14 protein-coding genes and 1 pseudogene are annotated in these 17,047 nt (G+C 38.3%); 6 read left to right on the plus strand and 9 right to left on the minus strand.

The genetic code is table 11. The annotated features are described in order from the left end of the window. The first annotated feature begins 7 nt into the window (after positions 1–7). Positions 8–601, plus strand: a complete 594-nt coding sequence (locus tag H6F62_RS19435) for a Uma2 family endonuclease (protein WP_347238725.1) — start codon at positions 8–10, stop codon at positions 599–601. Between the two features lie 103 nt (positions 602–704). On the opposite strand, the gene H6F62_RS19440 is transcribed toward H6F62_RS19435, so the two are convergent. The 5 genes from H6F62_RS19440 to H6F62_RS19460 form a co-directional block, all read right to left on the minus strand. Then, positions 705–1,652, minus strand: coding sequence for an AvaI/BsoBI family type II restriction endonuclease (locus tag H6F62_RS19440; protein WP_028091570.1), 948 nt, complete (start codon positions 1,650–1,652; stop codon positions 705–707). 25 nt (positions 1,653–1,677) lie between these two features. After that, positions 1,678–3,108: a DNA methyltransferase gene (locus H6F62_RS19445; RefSeq protein ID WP_137907265.1), complete on the minus strand. Its 1,431-nt coding sequence runs from the start codon at positions 3,106–3,108 to the stop codon at positions 1,678–1,680. A gap of 96 nt (positions 3,109–3,204) precedes the next feature. Beyond that, positions 3,205–4,911 carry a diflavin flavoprotein gene (locus H6F62_RS19450; RefSeq protein WP_190372758.1) on the minus strand — a complete coding sequence of 569 codons (1,707 nt, stop codon included), beginning with the start codon at positions 4,909–4,911 and terminating at the stop codon, positions 3,205–3,207. Positions 4,912–5,021: 110 nt separating this feature from the next. Next, on the minus strand, positions 5,022–5,615 hold the full coding sequence (locus tag H6F62_RS19455) for a hypothetical protein (RefSeq protein ID WP_190372759.1): 594 nt from the start codon (positions 5,613–5,615) through the stop codon (positions 5,022–5,024). Between the two features lie 181 nt (positions 5,616–5,796). Then, positions 5,797–7,521, minus strand: a complete 1,725-nt coding sequence (locus H6F62_RS19460; RefSeq protein ID WP_190372760.1) for a diflavin flavoprotein — start codon at positions 7,519–7,521, stop codon at positions 5,797–5,799. A gap of 109 nt (positions 7,522–7,630) precedes the next feature. Here H6F62_RS19460 and H6F62_RS19465 point away from each other — a divergent pair, with 109 nt between their 5' ends. From H6F62_RS19465 to H6F62_RS19480, 4 genes are all read left to right on the plus strand, one after another. Beyond that, positions 7,631–8,458, plus strand: a complete 828-nt coding sequence (locus H6F62_RS19465) for a pantothenate kinase (protein WP_190372761.1) — start codon at positions 7,631–7,633, stop codon at positions 8,456–8,458. Positions 8,459–8,709: 251 nt separating this feature from the next. Continuing rightward, a complete protein-coding gene (locus H6F62_RS19470; protein WP_137907257.1) occupies positions 8,710–9,597 on the plus strand; it encodes an ABC transporter permease in 888 nt (295 codons plus the stop codon). Between the two features lie 94 nt (positions 9,598–9,691). After that, positions 9,692–9,853, plus strand: a complete 162-nt coding sequence (locus tag H6F62_RS19475) for a hypothetical protein (RefSeq protein WP_168358792.1) — start codon at positions 9,692–9,694, stop codon at positions 9,851–9,853. Between the two features lie 44 nt (positions 9,854–9,897). Next, complete coding sequence (locus H6F62_RS19480) at positions 9,898–10,794, plus strand: ROK family protein (RefSeq protein ID WP_137907256.1); 897 nt, start codon at positions 9,898–9,900, stop codon at positions 10,792–10,794. Here H6F62_RS19480 and H6F62_RS19485 read toward each other — a convergent pair. Next, positions 10,791–12,428, minus strand: a complete 1,638-nt coding sequence (locus H6F62_RS19485; protein WP_137907255.1) for a CTP synthase — start codon at positions 12,426–12,428, stop codon at positions 10,791–10,793. The two genes, H6F62_RS19480 and H6F62_RS19485, sit on opposite strands and share 4 nt — an antisense overlap. Before the next feature lie 159 nt (positions 12,429–12,587). Between H6F62_RS19485 and H6F62_RS19490 the strand changes: the two genes are divergently transcribed. Further along, a complete protein-coding gene (locus tag H6F62_RS19490; RefSeq protein ID WP_190372762.1) occupies positions 12,588–14,393 on the plus strand; it encodes an N-acetylmuramoyl-L-alanine amidase in 1,806 nt (601 codons plus the stop codon). A 127-nt stretch (positions 14,394–14,520) separates the two neighbouring features. Here the strand turns inward: H6F62_RS19490 and H6F62_RS19495 are convergent, their stop codons facing one another. The 3 genes and pseudogenes from H6F62_RS19495 to H6F62_RS19505 all read right to left on the minus strand — a co-directional run. Continuing rightward, positions 14,521–15,705 (minus strand): DUF2252 domain-containing protein, encoded by a 1,185-nt coding sequence (locus H6F62_RS19495; protein ID WP_190372763.1) that lies wholly within the window; start codon positions 15,703–15,705, stop codon positions 14,521–14,523. A gap of 227 nt (positions 15,706–15,932) precedes the next feature. Beyond that, a complete protein-coding gene (locus H6F62_RS19500) occupies positions 15,933–16,286 on the minus strand; it encodes a KGK domain-containing protein (protein ID WP_137907251.1) in 354 nt (117 codons plus the stop codon). A 78-nt stretch (positions 16,287–16,364) separates the two neighbouring features. Continuing rightward, positions 16,365–16,937: pseudogene (locus tag H6F62_RS19505) on the minus strand (dynamin family protein); the annotation flags it as partial. Positions 16,938–17,047: the final 110 nt, after the last annotated feature.

Genomic DNA, 17,047 nt, shown 5'->3' on the forward strand with positions numbered 1-17,047 from the left:
TTCCTCAATATGGGCTGCAACTATTTTTTCTCGGAGATCCACTGAATATGCTTTCATGACAGTATTATCTTTATTATTACTAACTGTACCTCATAACTTCGGAAACTGCTGTATTATTTGCTTTTTAGCTGAGAGAATCACGGCTGAGTATTTACCCTTGAATCTACCTTATGGAATCCCAAAAACTACTTTTGTTAAACCACCAGGAAGCGAATCTAGTTATTTACCAGATGTGTTAGTAATCAATAGAAACATTTTAGCGAATGACCCAAACTGGAGAAAATCAGCAGTAATTTCTGACCCTGATTCTATTCCTTTAGTTATTGAAGTTGTGAGTACAAATTGGCAAGATGATTATTATAAAAAACTGGGAGATTATGAAAAATTAGGTATTCCTGAATATTGGATTGTGGATTATTTAGCACTGGGAAGTAAAAGGTTTATTGGTAGTCCTAAACAACCAACTATTTCCATTCATCAACTGATAGAGGGAGAATACCAAGTTAGTCAATTTACAGGTAGTGAATTGATCCTATCATCAACTTTCCCAGAATTAAAGTTGACTGCTGAACAAATTTTTAAAGCTGGTAATTTTGATTAAACCTTGCTCTTGTTCCTAGTCAGAGACTAGGAATGCAGTTGATGAGGCCCTGCCTCAAGTGGCAGGACAAGATCGGATAAAATGGCTTGTATTCTGGGAAATCCTATAAACTGATTAACCAGTGACAGATCGAGTCAACTTGAGTATCATTTGTCATATTAGCAGCATTGCTCAATTTACCAGATTCTAAATTATTCCATATTTCTTCAGCCATACGTTTTTCAATAGCTGCACCAATGAAAAATGTATGTGGTGACAAATCAACTTGAGAAAATGCCTTCCATATTCGAGATAAAGCAGTTCTCGCTGTTTTCCAGTGTTCATCAGCACCAGCAGGATCAATTCCTCCTTTTAATTCTCCCAGTGTAATATAAAGATTGGGAATTTTATAAATTGTTGGAGAAATTTGTTGATAACCACAGTTGAAAAGACAAACATCAATATTACTTTTCACTAAAGGAACTGTAATATTATAAATTATTGTTCTATTTTTGTTGCCAATAGACCAACTTAAACCCTTCACATATAAATCTATTCCTGCATCTTCTTCTGTCATCGGAATCCATGTTTTAGTTGTAGAATGTAACCAATAATAAGAAATATTAGCAAGTGCAAGATTAGCCAAAATTGCGCGAGTGAATTTACGCTGTGCTAACACTCCACCCACATTTCTCATTGAACCACCTAGCGTATCTCCTCTTGTTAACAAAAATCTATAAACTAATTCTTCTATAAAATCTGAACCTGCTGGTTCTAAAAACTCCTTAATTAATCCTTGGATAGCTTGTATTTTATCCTGTGGCTGTAAATAACCTCTCGCTTTATCAGAAATTCCAGATGCAGCTAATAAAGCAGGTTGTATTTCTACCAGATTAATTAAATCAGCAGGACTATTAACTTGAGAAGCAATAGTTTTTAATACTCTTGCTTGATCAATCAATGGTGTAGCCCGACGGTTTCTTTCAATAGCTAAAGCAACAAAACCAGCTCTAGTTTTTTCATAAGCTGTTACTAAATCAAGACCTGTATTTAAATGATTTTTATATGCCAATTTTAATTACCTTAATTTGATGAAATTAAACTTTTCTCCAAACATAAACGCATTTTCTCAGTGCATCACGTCCATGTAGCCCCATTTGCTGGCTACTATTGCCTTTAGTATTGGGTAAAACTAAAATATTTTCTACTTTAAATCCCAGATACTCAGCTATATTCGATAAAATCATATCCACTGAAATACTCACACCAGCATAACGCACATTATCATTAATCATAAACATCAGCCCTTGTGGTTTCATGACTCGATAACATTCATAAATTATGCAAGCCATTTCATAAAAATAACCTTTTACCATTCTCGGAATACTATTATTATTTAATTGTTTTTTGGATTTTTGTTCTTCCAAATATTGCAAAATAACTTGGAGTAATTTCTGTTTATCTGTAGCCAAAATAGCATTTGACCATTGAGAATTAATTGCTAATAGATCTTTCGGTCTATTCTCAACTGTACAACTTAACATTTGTTGTCTAAAATTGACTATTTCCTCTTGTCCTACTCCTAACAAAGCGAGTTCTAAAGCATAAGTTCTAGTGTAATCATAACGGTTGCAATAAGGAGGAGAAGTAAGAATTACATCATAATAAGAATTTGGCAATTGTGGCATTATATCTAAGCTAGAACCTGTAAACAAACGAATCCCACCTTGTTTAGTTTTACTGGGAAAAAGTTCACCTTGTTGACTACCAGTTTGAATATCTGCTAAAATTTCCGTAATTTTAATACTAATTGCCTGTTTAAAGCTGAGAATTTCTCCTTTGTTAAAAGGTATATTACCTTGTTGACGACTAGAACGATAATCCCAACGTAAATATTGCCCATCTTTGCGAGTGTAACTAATTGCTTCCAAAACACATAATAGTGCAAATTGTAATACTTGCTTGACTCTGCAATTTTCATTTTGGTAAGCACCGATATATTTTTGAATTTCGTTTAATGTCTCTTGAGGATATGCACCTGTCGTAATTTTTATTTCTTGAATATTTTGTTGAGTCTTTGATTTCTCCCAAGGACAATTTTTAGACCAATATAAAATTTTTGTGAAATCATCTGCTGTAAATTCTTGTTCTAAGATGAGCCTAGTATTTATAATTTCTTTTCCAATAGGGAGTAATTCAATTCCATCAGCATTTAATCCTATATTACTAGCTGCAAATAAAGTTGTTCCACTACCAGCAAAAGGGTCTAATATTTCGCCAGATTCGATTATATATTTATCTAGTAAATATTCTACCAATGAAGCAGAAAAAGCTTCTTTATATTTGTACCATCGGTAAATAGGTTTAAGTTTATTAGCCTGAAAACTAACAATCTTCCGGTTGAGAACATCTTCTATGCAGAATTTATCAGCAAAGTGCTGGTATATTTGGGTGTTAATATGTTCAATTTCAATATTTTGTGTTTGATGATTTGGTATTTGAGGTTCTAATTGTTGAAAATCAAGCATTATTTAAAGTGATCAAAAATATTAGCAGACATTTTACATCATAGCGTAAAAAAATTACCCCTCTATCTAATCCTAGAGGGGCTAAGACGTAAGGTGTTAATAATAACTCGCTGATTTGCGATGATGTATCGCTGTGACACCATCTTGATTTAAGACTTTACCATCATCAACAGTCGCATAAACTAACCAATGATCACCAGCTTCCATGCGACTTTGTACGGAACATTCTAGATAAGCTAAAGCACCATTGATAATAATACCTCCATTGTTGGCTTCTTGAATGTCTAAACCCGCAAATCTATCTTGTCCGGGAGCATAAACCTTCATAAACTGCTTACGGATTTCTCTCCCTTCCGCTAAGATGTTAACGACAAATTTGTTATTGGTGTGCGTCATGTTTTCCATAGCCCGGTCTTTAGCAACCGCAATAGTTAAACCTGGCGGATTAAAACTAGCTTGTGTCACCCAAGAAGCTAACATTCCCGTTTTAACATCTCCTTGAGTTGCTGTAACTACACACAAAGAACCAACTATGCGCCCCACGGCTTGTTCTACATTTGTAGCAGGTTGTTTAGCTACAACTAATCTTTTCGCCGCTTTTTTCAATGCTTGAGCAAAATCGGTTCCCGCTTCTTCGCAGGTTTGTAAGGTGACTTCATTGGGTTTGAATTTGACGCGAATGGTGTCAAAACCAAATCTGTATCCTGCGTCTTTAAGTTTACTTTCAATTAAATCAACCGCTTCCCCACTCCAGCCAAAAGAACCAAATACCCCCGCTAATTTATTATTAGTCGCAGTTGAGAGGACTATTCCTAAAGCTGTTTGCACCGGTGTGGGTGCGTGTCCTCCTAAGGTGGGAGAACCTATGACAAAACCGGCGGATTTTTCCACAGCAGCTTTGATTTCTTCGGGTTCGGTAAATTCGCAGTTAATGGCCTCGACACTCACACCAGCCTTAGTGATACCGCGAGCGATCGCTTGTGCTAAAGTTGCAGTATTACCATAGGCTGAGGCATAAATTAAAGCCACGGTCATATCAGCGGAGGTTTGCTGTTTAGTCCATTCTCTGTAACCCTTGGTAATATCAATTAAACCATAGCGCACAATTGGACCATGACCCGTAGCGTACATTCGCACGGACAAATCTGCTAATTTTTCTAAAGCTGTTTCGACTTGTTTAGCGTGAGGTGCCATTAAACAGTCAAAATAATAGCGTCTATCCTCATTAAACACCTCCCAACCTTCATCAAAAACCTGATCTGAGCAAATATGCGCCCCAAATAGTTTATCAGAAAATAAAATCTCTGTTTGCCGGTCCCAGGTGCAAAGTTCGTCAGCGTAACGGGGGTTAGGAGTGGGAATAAATTGTAAATGGTGTCCTTTACCTAAATCAAGGGTATCTTCCCCCCGCATAACCAGAATTGATAAATCCTGATTTTCCAAAGCAGCGCGTAAATTTATCGCTCCGGGGTTAGAACAAACAAAGGTAATTTGGGGTGCAATTTCCAGTAAAGCTTTTAACGTCGCAGCCCGGTTGGGGTTAACGTGACCAAGGATCACATAATCGAGATTTTTGACATTAAACCGCTGTTGTAAGGCTTGGAGGTAGATTTCGGTAAAAGTTTCGCCAGGGGGGTCAATAAGGGCATTTTTATCGCCTTGGATGAGATAAGAATTAGCCGTTGTTCCCTTAGCTAAAGCATATTCAATTTCAAATCTTAATCTGGCCCAACTGCGCGATCGCAATATTATGGTATCTGTACCAATGGGCAATATTTGTACATCACGGGGTTTAGTGGTCATTGGTAATTGGTAATTGGTAATTGGGTAATTGGTAATTGGTATAGTGCGATTTCCATAAGATATCCATAGATACCTTCTCCGTTGGCTATTTTTTTATTGTGCCTGGAAATCTAGCTAATCGTCTCCACTGGCTTGACAACGCGGGTTTTTAATGCTATCTTTTGTCTGACCTTTTTCGCACCTATGGCTAGTACAAATACTAGCGTGCAACCAGGTATAGTTGCGTATCCTGTTTCAAAGGGGACAGGGGTAGCAGAAAAACTAACTTCTTCATTACTTGTATTGATTGTACTTTCAATTATCCCTTGCAATAAACCCGTTCGATACGCGCTGGCGCTAAATAAACTCACCTCCCCAAATTGCACTCCCCCCACATAATAAGAAATTCCGTTATCAGAAGGTTGCGACCCAGTGAAACCATTGTCATTGTTCCACCATATATTACCGTTTCCTGAGTGGGCTGGAACAAGTCCCGTTATGGTATAACCATTTCGTTGTCCGGTGATGCCCGAAATAGTATAAAATCCATTAGTTGTATGGTTATCAGTGGTTGTCAGTGTTCCACTTGCAGTCACATCAGTCCCCTCGTAAGACCAATTCCACACTATAGCCTGTGCTGGAGATGCAATACTGGAGATGATACCAGCAACAGCACTACTAATAACTAATGGCAAAAAAGATTTCGACAAAGATTTTGTTTTCATAGAGTTTGTTTTCCTGATAGTTAGGATTGTTCCATAAGAATACTTATATATTGCTTTTGTTTATAACAATACCTCAGTGATAAATCTTAATCTATAACTAACTTTTGTGTCATAGTTTTTAACCCAGACAAAACCCTCTTATCCCCCTCCTCGCTTGCGGGGAGGGGTTAGGGGTGGGGTTTTAATAGTGATTCCCGACTTTCCGGTGGTGTACGGCTGTCATGGCATCGGGATTTGATACTCTACCGGCGTAGGCTGTGCTGTATACTGCCCAATGATCACCACAATCCATGCGGCTGACTACTTCACATTCTACGTAAGCTAGGGCATCTGTAAGTATAGGTGCGCCATTTTCCGCAGGTTGGGTTTTCACTCCTTGAAAACGATCAGCACCGGGGGCAAATCTTTTTAAGAAATGTTTCATTAATGGTTGATAGTTGCCTTCTTCGAGTATATTCAGAACGAAGCGATCGCCTACTTGCATCAGTGATTCTATCGCTCGATCTTTGGCGACTGCGATGGAAAAGCCCAAGGGTTTAAAGCTGGCTTGACTGACCCAGGAAGCTAACATGGCGCTGGATACGTCGTCTTTTTTGGCTGTGATAATATATAAACCGCCGCTAATTCTGCCCAAGGCTTTATCTAAATCAGCCGCAAGAGATTTCATGGCTTTGATGCTTTTATCTCTTGTCACCCATTGTCCTAAGTCTGTACCCGCTTCTTCACACTTTTTATAGGTGTTGGCTGTGGGTGTTTCCCGAATTTCAATGACGGGGAAAGCGATATTTAAGCCTAAAGCCCGGAATTTATTTAATATGGGATAGGTAGGTTCATCATCTCCTCCACCGGTTTCAAAAATGCCAATGGCTTGTTTTTCTTTGGCGGAACCTAAAACGGTGCTGAGTGCCGCTTGAATGGTAGAATTACCTGATACTGGAGGCATTCCTACTACTAAACCTGTACAACGTCCTACCAGTTCCCGGAGTTCTTGTAGTTCGTTAACGCTGGCTAAATCTACTATTTCGACAGGGACACCAGTTTTTGTAATCCCATTAGCGATAGATTGGGCTATTTGCGTGCCAAAACCGTACTCGGAGACGTAAAATATGCCTACGGGGGTTTCGGCTTTGGTTTGTCCTTGACTCCAGTGGCGATAACGGCTTGTCAATTCTTCCACATTGTGGTATAATAGGGGTCCGTGACCGGTGGCAATCATGCGAATGGTTGTTAATTCTGCCATACGCTTCATTGCGGACAAGACAGAACGGGCATTTGGTCCCATCAAACAATCATAGTAATATTGAAAATCGGCTTCTATGGCTGCTAAGTCGTCATCAAAGGTACTTTCTGAGCAGTAATGTAAACCGAAAGCGTCGCAGGTGTAGAGAATTTGGGTTTTGTGGTCGAAGGTGAAAATGGTATCAGGCCAGTGTAAGTTCGGAGCAATGACAAATTCTAATTCATGGCCATTGCCTAATTCCAAGCGATCGCTATTTTTAACAATTTTACGCTTAAATGGTTGGTGTACCAAATCTTCTAAAAACTGAATTGCTACTTTTGACGCAACAACGGTTATATTCGGAGCGAGTTGTAATAAATCTTTTACTAGTCCACTGTGATCTGGTTCAGTGTGACTGACAATCAAATAGTCAATATCTTGGGGATTAATTAAACCAGTGAGGGTATCAAAATAAAGTTGGCGAAATTTTTCATGGGAGGTATCAACTAGGGCTATTTTCTCACCACGAATTAGAAAAGAGTTGTATGTTGTGCCATTTTGCAAACCAAACTCAATATCAAAGCGATCTCTGTCCCAGTCTAAAGAGCGAATCGCTGTAGTATTTTCACTGATATCTATGGTATTTATAGTCAAACGCTTTTTTAACTTTTCTGTGAGCAATACCATAACGCCCCTCCTTAATAAATTGAGTATTTATGCCTTTCTCCTATTGTGGCACAGGTTTATTATTAATTATTATTAAAAAACCTATAGTTCAGTTAAGAAAATTAAAACATTGGCAAATCATTCTCCTGCAAAAAATCAACAGCATCTTTCCTTAGCATTAATAATTGGTAATTCCCGTGTTCATTGGGGATTATTCATAGATAAAACCCTATACCTAACTGGGAATACATTTCATCCATCTGCATTTATTATCCAACAATTAGCGCAATTTCCAACATTAGATAATTGGTTGAGAGTGATTTCTTTACCTGGGGATATTCTTCCTATTTCCCCAGATTATCCTGTACCTGTGATTTTTGCTTCTGTTGTTCCCCAGCAAACCGCACTTTGGCAAATTTACCCCTATTTGCGTTTGATTACCCTAGCAGATGTACCATTACAGAGAATGTACCCGACATTAGGAATTGATCGCGCTTTAGCGTTATGGGGTGCAGGGATAACTTGGGGATTTCCCACATTAGTAATTGATGGCGGTACAGCATTGACTTTTACAGGTGTAGACGGTAATAAATGTTTACTTGGGGGAGCAATTTTACCGGGTTTGGGGTTACAATTGAGCAGTTTAGGACAAAAAACGGGACAATTACCATTATTAGAAACTAGTTTAATGACCAATTTACCACCACGATTTGCGATGAATACATCAGAGGCTATTGCAAGTGGAGTAATTTACACTTTATTAAGTGGGATAAAAGATTTTATTGAGGCTTGGTGGGGGTTATTTCCTGATAGTCAGATGATCATAACTGGTGGTGATAGTAAGTTATTAAAAAACCATCTTGAGCAACAATTTCCAGAGATAGCAACCCGATTAATTGTAGATAATAGTTTAATATTTCAGGGAATTGGAAATATAATAGAGCAGTTTCCGATATGATAAGGTATAGATATTAATTTAATAATAAAAATCTTGTGGTGCGGGCATCTTGCTCGCCAAAGGTGTACCTCATGACATTAATATAGCAGATTATAATCGCTGTACCACTTTTGATCATGCAGAGCTGAAAAGGCTTAACTAAAAATCCCGGCTAACCACCGCCCTGTCATGCCATAATCAACTAAACATATAGCAGGTGTTGTCCAGAGTTGAGTTTAACTGTTAATCAAATTTTTCAAGCTGGTGTTTAGATGACGATTACAAAAAAGCAATTACCAAATTTCTGGAAATTTACGAAGAATCCCAGCCTATCTCAGCGATTAATGCAGATTGGTCTGGGTATAACTCTCTTTTTCATCTTCTTAGCCTTTTTTGCTCCTATTTTTCAAAGTTGGGGCTGGTTACAAAACCCTAAGGAATTTCTTTCTCACCCTATTCATCAAGCACCTTCCGCTCAACACTGGTTTGGAACAAGTCGTTTAGGTTATGATGTTTTTTCCCGTAGTGTGTTTGGTGTTCAAGCTGCGCTACAAGTTGTGACTTTAGCAACATCTTTGAGCATGATCATCGGTGTACCTTTGGGGATGGTAAGTGGTTATTTGGGGGGAAAATTAGATAAAGCTCTATTATTCCTCATGGATAGTATTTATACTTTACCAGGGTTATTACTGTCAGTAACATTGGCTTTTGTGGTGGGAAGAGGAATTTTAAATGCAGCGATCGCTATTAGTATAGCCTATATCCCCCAATATTATCGGGTCGTTCGTAACCATACAGTCAGCGTCAAAACTGAAGTATACATCGAAGCGGCACAAGCAATGGGCGCTTCTACTTGGGTTGTCTTATCAAGATATCTGTTTTTAAATGTCATTCAAAGCGTACCTGTTCTATTTACTCTCAATGCGGCAGATGCTATCTTAGTTTTAGGCGGGTTAGGATTTTTAGGGTTAGGATTACCTGAAGAAGTACCAGAATGGGGATATGATTTAAAACAGGCTTTAGAAGCATTACCTACAGGCATTTGGTGGACTACTCTATTTCCTGGTTTAGCGATGACTTCTTTAGTGGTTGGATTATCATTACTTGGTGAAGGATTAAATGAATTTGTTAATCCTCGTCTCAAAAGAAAGAATAATTGACAATTGACAATGGATAAGTAACAATTGGCAATGGATAAGCAACAATTGACAATGAATTAAAAACAATTGACAAATAATAACCTGAGAGATGATTGTGAACGATAATATTACATTAATTGCGGCTGCTACAGGTGGATTAGTGCTTTCTTTAGCTTTATCTGGTATTTTAAAAGGTAGTCCAATTACAGATTGGCAACAGGTACATAAAACTTCATACCCATTTGCAAAGGTACAAGTTATCAGCAAAAATCAATAGAAGTGGGAATAGGTAATTGATAACGGACAACGGATAACGGACTAATGACAAAACAAGTAATTGGTATTGATTTAGGAGGAACTGGGATTAAGTTGGGACGTTTTACAGCAAATGGTAATTGTTTGCAATCTTTATCTGTAGATACTCCCCAACCTGCAACACCTGAAGCTGTATTATCGGCTATAGTAGATGCTATAGCGGAAATTGACCCTAATCAGGAAACTATCGCTATCGGTTTAGGTACTCCTGGACCTGCTGATGCTGCGGGAAGAGTTGCCAAAGTTGCTATTAATCTGGTAGGATGGGATAATGTACCTTTGGCAGATTGGTTAGAAGCTAAAACTGGTAAACCGACAATTTTGGCTAATGATGCTAATTGTGCTGGTTTAGGAGAAGCTTGGTTAGGTGCTGGCCGCAATTTCCCCAATTTGATTTTACTGACTTTGGGGACTGGAGTTGGTGGGGCAATTATTCTCGATGGTAAATTATTTGTGGGACATCAAGGAGCAGCAGCAGAATTAGGTTTAATTACCTTAAATCCTGATGGACCAATGTGCAATAGTGGCAATCAAGGTTCTTTAGAACAATATACTTCCATTGCTGCTATCCGTCGCCGTACAGGCAAAGAACCAGCGGAGTTAGGCGCACTTGCCAAAATTGGAGACCAAAAAGCCTTGACTTTCTGGCAAGAATATGGTAGAGATTTAGGAAGAGGTTTAACAAGTTTACTCTATGTGCTGACACCCCAGGCAATTATTATTGGTGGTGGTGTGAGCGCGAGTTTTCAGTTTTTCTTACCTGCATTACAAGCAGAAATCGAAAAACGGGTTTTACCAACTTCCCGCGCAGGGTTACAAATTCTTCCAGCAGAATTAGGAAATGCAGCGGGAATGGTGGGTGCTGCTAAATTAGCATTGACAATGCTAATAATGGAAAATTAAGATACTTTGACTGGCTTTGGTATATTCGTAGTAGAATGGGTTTGAGAAATAGCAGCGGTTATAAATCCTTTAAATAAAGGATGGGGTGCGTTGGGGCGAGATTGAAATTCGGGGTGAAATTGACAAGCGATAAAAAATGGGTGTTTGGAATATTCGACTATTTCCACTAGTCTACCATCGGGAGATGTACCGCTGACCAAATAACCAGAATCTAATAACTGGTTTCGGTAAACATTGTTAAACTCATAACGGTGACGGTGGCGTTCATAAATAACTTCTTCTTGATAAAGTTGGAAAGCGAGAGTGTTGGGAAGTATCCGACAGGGATAAAGTCCCAAGCGCATTGTTCCGCCTAAATCTACTACGTCTTGTTGTTCTGGTAAAAGATTAATAACCGGATCATTGGTGTTTGGATCAAATTCAGCACTATTGGCATGAGATAGACCTTCGACATTTCTAGCCCATTCAATCACAGAACACTGCATTCCTAAGCATAACCCTAAAAAGGGAATTTGCCGGTCGCGGGCGTATTTAATGGCCGCAATTTTCCCATCTATGCCTCGACTACCAAAACCGCCGGGAACTATGATACCATCTACACCGGATAAATAGTTTTCTGCTGGTTCAGTTTCCAGGGCTTCGGAATTTACCCACCGCAGACGCAAATCACCGTGGGTAGCAATAGCCGCATGACGTAAGGATTCAACTACGGAAAGGTAGGCATCACTTAACCGGACATACTTACCAACAATGGCGATTTCGACGCTGTATTTGGGAGTATACATTCGTTCTACCATAGTTTCCCATTCTTGTAAATTGGGTTGACGTTGTTCCATTTGCAACAAATCAAGGACTTGTTCTGCTAGTCCTTCCCGTTCTAAAATTACTGGTACTTCATAGATACTACGAGCGTCTGGGGCAGGAATTACGCATTCTACAGCTACGTCGCAAAATTCTGATAACTTTTGTTTCAAACCTACAGGAATGGGGCGATCGCTGCGACATACTAGAATATCTGGTTGAATGCCAATTGATCTCAATTCCTTAACAGAGTGCTGAGTGGGTTTGGTTTTCATTTCCCCTGCTGAAGCAATCCAAGGCAATAGAGTAACGTGCATATATAGAACATTGCGCCGGCCGACTTCCTTGCGTAATTGACGAATTGCTTCTAAAAACGGTAGTGATTCAATATCACCCACCGTACCGCCAATTTCTGTAATTACCGCAGAAGGATTAGTTTCTTTAGCAACTCTGACAATTCGGTCTTTAATTTCATTGGTAATGTGGGGAATTACTTGAACAGTGCCACCATTATAGTCTCCTCGGCGTTCCTTATTAATAACCGACTGATAAATCAAGCCAGTAGTAACACTGTTTAGGCGAGACATGGATGTATCCGTAAACCGTTCATAATGTCCCAAATCTAAATCCGTTTCTGCACCGTCTTGGGTAACAAAAACTTCCCCATGCTGAAAAGGACTCATGGTGCCTGGATCAACGTTAATATAGGGGTCAAGTTTGAGAATGGAAACGGAATAATCCCGGGATTTGAGCAAACGACCCAGACTTGCTGCTACAATGCCTTTACCAATACTGGAAACAACGCCTCCAGTCACAAAGATAAACTTAGTCATAGTATTTTCAATTGCTAGTAACTTGTAAAAATAGATTTTCGTCCCTAGTGAGAATTTGTGTAGACGATTTTAGAAGCTTGTATGCGGGATGAATTGATGTTTTATTTCATCTTCCCCATTTTGCCACAGTTCCTACTCTGAAAACCCTTGTATTTGTCCATGAAAAAACTTTTAGGATTATTAGGATTAGTATTATTTAATTTTTTATTCACCTCCTGGGTTGCATTAGCGCGAGAATCACTTTTAGTAGTTTTTCCCCCCACAAACTACCAAACCAGCACAGAAAAAATATTTTTTATTGGTACTGCGCCGCCGGCAGGACAAGTTTTAATTAATGGTAAAGTGATTAAACGTAGCCAGTCTGGGCATTTTTCCCCCAGTTTTCCCTTGCAATTAGGAGAAAATATATTTAAAGTCCGTTACCAAAATCAAGAACGAGAGCTTAAAATTAACAGGGTATCTACTCAACCTGAGTTACCCCAAGGTTTAGGCTTTGCCAAAAACTCCTTGACTCCTGCTGTGGATATTGCCAGATTACCAGGAGAATTAATTTGTTTTAGTGCAGTTGCGCCGCCTCAAGCTACTATCTGGGTTAATCTGGTAAATCAAAATCTAGTAAATCAAAATATTGCCCTTTTACCTCAACCATCATTTGCACAATTACCTCCTAATTCGAGTATTTTAACAGGTTTCAATCAGCCTAATCGTTCTAGTCTTAGCAAATACCAAGGTTGTACAACAGTCACAAATGCTGCTGATTTAGGAAAACCTGAATTTAATTTACAACTGAATGATCAAAGAATAACTCAAACTGGGTTAGGAAAAATCGAAATTCTGTCCCCAGCACAGTTAGCAGTTGCAGAAATTACATCAGAATTAGGCGTAACTCGCACAGGACCCGGTACAGATTATTCACGACTGACTCCCTTACCTAAGGGGACTATGACGACGGTAACGGGTAAAGAAGGTGAATGGCTGCGTTTAGACTATGGCGCTTGGATTAATAGCAAAGAGACTAAAATTATAGCAGGTGCTGTTGCACCACAGACAGTGATTCGCAGTGTGGGCTATCGGCAACTAAATACAGCCACAGAGATGATTTTTCCTTTAGAAATTGCTGTTCCTGTGAGTGTAGAACAGGGAAATAATTTCTTGACTCTCACCCTTTACAATACTACTGCCCAAACAGATACAATTCGCCTAGATGATAACCCCCTCATTTCTCGCCTAGATTGGCATCAGGTAAGCCCTCAACAGGTGAAATACACCTTTAACCTCAAAAATATCCAACAGTGGGGTTATAAGCTGAGATATGACAATACAACTCTAGTTTTAACTTTACGTCATCCCCCCCATTTTCCCCAGATCAAACGCCGACCTTTATCTGGTATCAAGATTGTACTTGATCCAGGCCATGGTGGTAAAGAATCTGGTGCTAGTGGACCAAATGGGTATTTAGAAAAAGATGTGAATTTGGTAATTTCTAAATTGCTGCGGGATGAATTGGTGAAGCGCGGCGCTAAGGTGGTAATGACTAGAGAAGATGATCGAGATCTATCTTTGGTGGAACGTCAGGTAATTATTAATACAGAAGAACCAGCGATCGCTCTTTCCATCCATCATAACTCTTTACCGGATAATGGTGATGCGGAAAATACTAAAGGATTTGGTACTTTTTGGTATCATCCCCAGTCCCACAGCATGGCGGTATTTTTGCAAAATTACGTAGTTACCAATCTCCGTAAACCTCACTATGGTGTATTTTGGAATAATTTAGCTTTGACTCGTCCCAGTGTTGCACCTGCGGTATTATTGGAGTTGGGTTTTATGAGTAATCCCTATGAATTTGAGGAGATAGTTAATCCCCAAGCACAGCGGAAAATGGCGCGTACCTTAGCTGAGGGGATAACTAAGTGGTTTAAAGAGATTTATCTAACCACAGAGGCACAGAGAACACGGAGGTAAGAGGTAAGGTGGTCTGGTTTGGCTAGGTGTCAAAATGTCACCGCAGCAGCTTTGACATTGATATTTATCTCTTTGAACAATGTAGTTTCTGACTTCTGGAGGTATGGGAATGGGTGCGGAATGTGGGTTATATTGATTGACGAAATTCTTGAAAATCTTGGTTGACTTTTTGAGAGTAGTAAACTGCATATTCTAAAATAGAATTATGCCAGGAAGATTGACCAAAATTAATTAATTCATCAGCAATTGCAGAACCTTGTCTCCCTCCACTGCGTAATTGGTCCCAAGCTGTTACTTGAGCCATTGTTTCAATTAATTTTTGCAAACGCCCTAATTTTCTATCCCAAGCTTGTAGATTTACTGCATCTTCTTCTGGTTGTAATTCTCGTAAAAGATAGGATTTATCACTATCATTTATTGCTTCTAATAATGCTGGAGAAGTTCCTTGTAAACGTTGTTGAATAGCGACAACTCTTTTAGCTGGAGTTTCCCATTGTGGCTGAGAAACTGGTAAATAAGGCTGTAAAGAACTGGATTGAGTTTCTTTAAAATCTAGTAAATAATTTTCATCGGGAGAACCATTACCTTCTACCAAAATGATATAACGTTCTAAACCTAAACTACCAGTACCAGCTATGCGTTTTTGAATATCTAGAATTTGATAAAAATCGGCATTTTGATTTGTAGTATGATGCCAATTTTTAATTAATTTCTCAACATTTTCTTGTTCGGCTGCTGTTGCTGGAATAATCCGCTTGTTATCAACAATTAACCGCCGTTTACCTTTCTTTTCTTGAGTACGTTTATTTAAGAAATCAGCACGATTTCGTTTTTTTAAACTTTCCAATAAATCTTTAACTAAACCTTTAGCAGTTTCTTTTTCTACGGTTTTAGCTTTTCCTTTGGACAAAGTTTGTGAATAAGTTTTGAGATAAAGTTGACTTAAATTTAGAGATTCTTTTTCATCTATTCCCAAAGTACGAGAACCCACAATAATACTCGTAATAAATCTCACTATTTCCCAAGTACAAGGTGCGATAACGGCTTCATCAAAATCATTAATATCAAAATAAACTAAACGATTGTCACCTTTATAACTACCGAAATTTTCTAAATGTAGGTCTCCACAAATCCAAGTTAAAGGTGCTAAATTCATCCCGGAATTTTGAGAAAGGTCTTCATAAAATAAATGACAAGTTCCGCGAAAGAAAGAAAATGGATCAGTAGCGAGTTTCTTGTATTTTAATTTTAATAATTCTGGGTTGCGTCCGTTGTTGAATTTTTCGATTCTGGTTTTGATGTTGTTTGACATAGATTTATATTGTCTGAATCAAGATATCTAGGATTTACAGGATGTGGTTTGGTGTTTATATTTTTATTTTTCAACACCTTCACTAATTATCTAATTATATTAATAAGTATATTATTAATTATTGATTGTAACATAAATTCACCTTTTATAAAATCCTGATTTAGACAATTGAGACGATGAGAAATCGCGTCTACACAAACAAAGTCCACCTGCGTGGACTAATTTATTTATGATGTAGCTTCGTTGTATCTACGTCGTACTTCATCAAGGGGTGATTCTGGTTCGTCAGGACAAAATTCTAGACAAACTTTCATTCTTAATTTTCCTTTTTGCCAATTTTTACTAGGTTTTAAAATCTGACAATCTACACCATTATTTATCCAATCATCGGGGTTTTTAACAGATGGTAGAACACGACTCTTTATACGTTCTAGTTCATGGTTTAAGTGCTTTAAACTACCGTTATCTAGGATTACTTTTGATAAAGCTATATCTAATTGACTGGCTTTAAAAATATAACCATCAAAATCAATCACAACATCACTTTGTTCAAAATCTATAATTTTAAAATTATCTTCCATTTCTTTCTTACCCTTTGTTCTCTGTGCGAAACATCAAAATTAGGTGAACACAGAAAAACCCCGCATTCACCAAAAACATTATACTTCTTCTTCACCAATTATCGGCAGTAAATGTTCATATAACTGCATAGCTTGTAAACAGCCATTAATTCCCGCAACGGCTGTATTATATGCCGCAATTTTTCCCGCAACTTGACTTAACAAACGTTGATTATTGGCAATTTTTTCCCCTGCTTCTTGTTGCAATGTTTTCTCTAAATAAGCCCGGGCTTGGGGATATTGTTGTAATATCTCATCTGCTTGTTTTTCTCCCATTGGTAATAACTGAGTTTTAATAGTTTGGTTGATAGTTTGACGGAAAGATTGACGAATAGTATGGGAAACTTTCGGTTCAAAATCTAACTTTAATAATTGTCTAATTGCCGGTTCAGCCTCAACTATACTTTCTGCATCATACGCTTGGGAAGTTTGTTCTAACACTTGTCGAAATTGATAGATAGAAAAAGTTCGTTCATTATAAAATCTAGGGCTTTCTCTGACAAAGCGATCGCATTCAACACTAGCAGCAGTTACCAAAGCTTGAGTAATCAGTTTTTCTATTTCTTTTATCTGTAATTCAATTCCCCCATCATTACCTAACAAACGATATACAGCACTTCCCGGTGTTATGAGGTACAGTAACAACAATTAGTGAACCAATTTTTTAAATGTTGAGGATTCATCAAATCGAGAGCAACAGAAATAACTTTATCAACTATTTC

Source organism: Anabaena sp. FACHB-1391 (genome assembly GCF_014696755.1).
Lineage (GTDB): Bacteria > Cyanobacteriota > Cyanobacteriia > Cyanobacteriales > Nostocaceae > Dolichospermum > Dolichospermum planctonicum.

What these genes read in the sequence shown, in the direction of transcription:
- H6F62_RS19490 (WP_190372762.1), top strand. Translation starts at nt 12,588, where the DNA reads ATGAAAAAACTTTTAGGATTATTAGGATTAGTATTATTTAATTTTTTA.
- H6F62_RS19450 (WP_190372758.1), bottom strand. Translation starts at nt 4,911, where the DNA reads ATGACCACTAAACCCCGTGATGTACAAATATTGCCCATTGGTACAGAT.
- H6F62_RS19500 (WP_137907251.1), bottom strand. Translation starts at nt 16,286, where the DNA reads ATGGAAGATAATTTTAAAATTATAGATTTTGAACAAAGTGATGTTGTG.
- H6F62_RS19480 (WP_137907256.1), top strand. Translation starts at nt 9,898, where the DNA reads ATGACAAAACAAGTAATTGGTATTGATTTAGGAGGAACTGGGATTAAG.
- H6F62_RS19460 (WP_190372760.1), bottom strand. Translation starts at nt 7,521, where the DNA reads ATGGTATTGCTCACAGAAAAGTTAAAAAAGCGTTTGACTATAAATACC.
- H6F62_RS19495 (WP_190372763.1), bottom strand. Translation starts at nt 15,705, where the DNA reads ATGTCAAACAACATCAAAACCAGAATCGAAAAATTCAACAACGGACGC.
- H6F62_RS19485 (WP_137907255.1), bottom strand. Translation starts at nt 12,428, where the DNA reads ATGACTAAGTTTATCTTTGTGACTGGAGGCGTTGTTTCCAGTATTGGT.
- H6F62_RS19445 (WP_137907265.1), bottom strand. Translation starts at nt 3,108, where the DNA reads ATGCTTGATTTTCAACAATTAGAACCTCAAATACCAAATCATCAAACA.
- H6F62_RS19470 (WP_137907257.1), top strand. Translation starts at nt 8,710, where the DNA reads ATGACGATTACAAAAAAGCAATTACCAAATTTCTGGAAATTTACGAAG.
- H6F62_RS19455 (WP_190372759.1), bottom strand. Translation starts at nt 5,615, where the DNA reads ATGAAAACAAAATCTTTGTCGAAATCTTTTTTGCCATTAGTTATTAGT.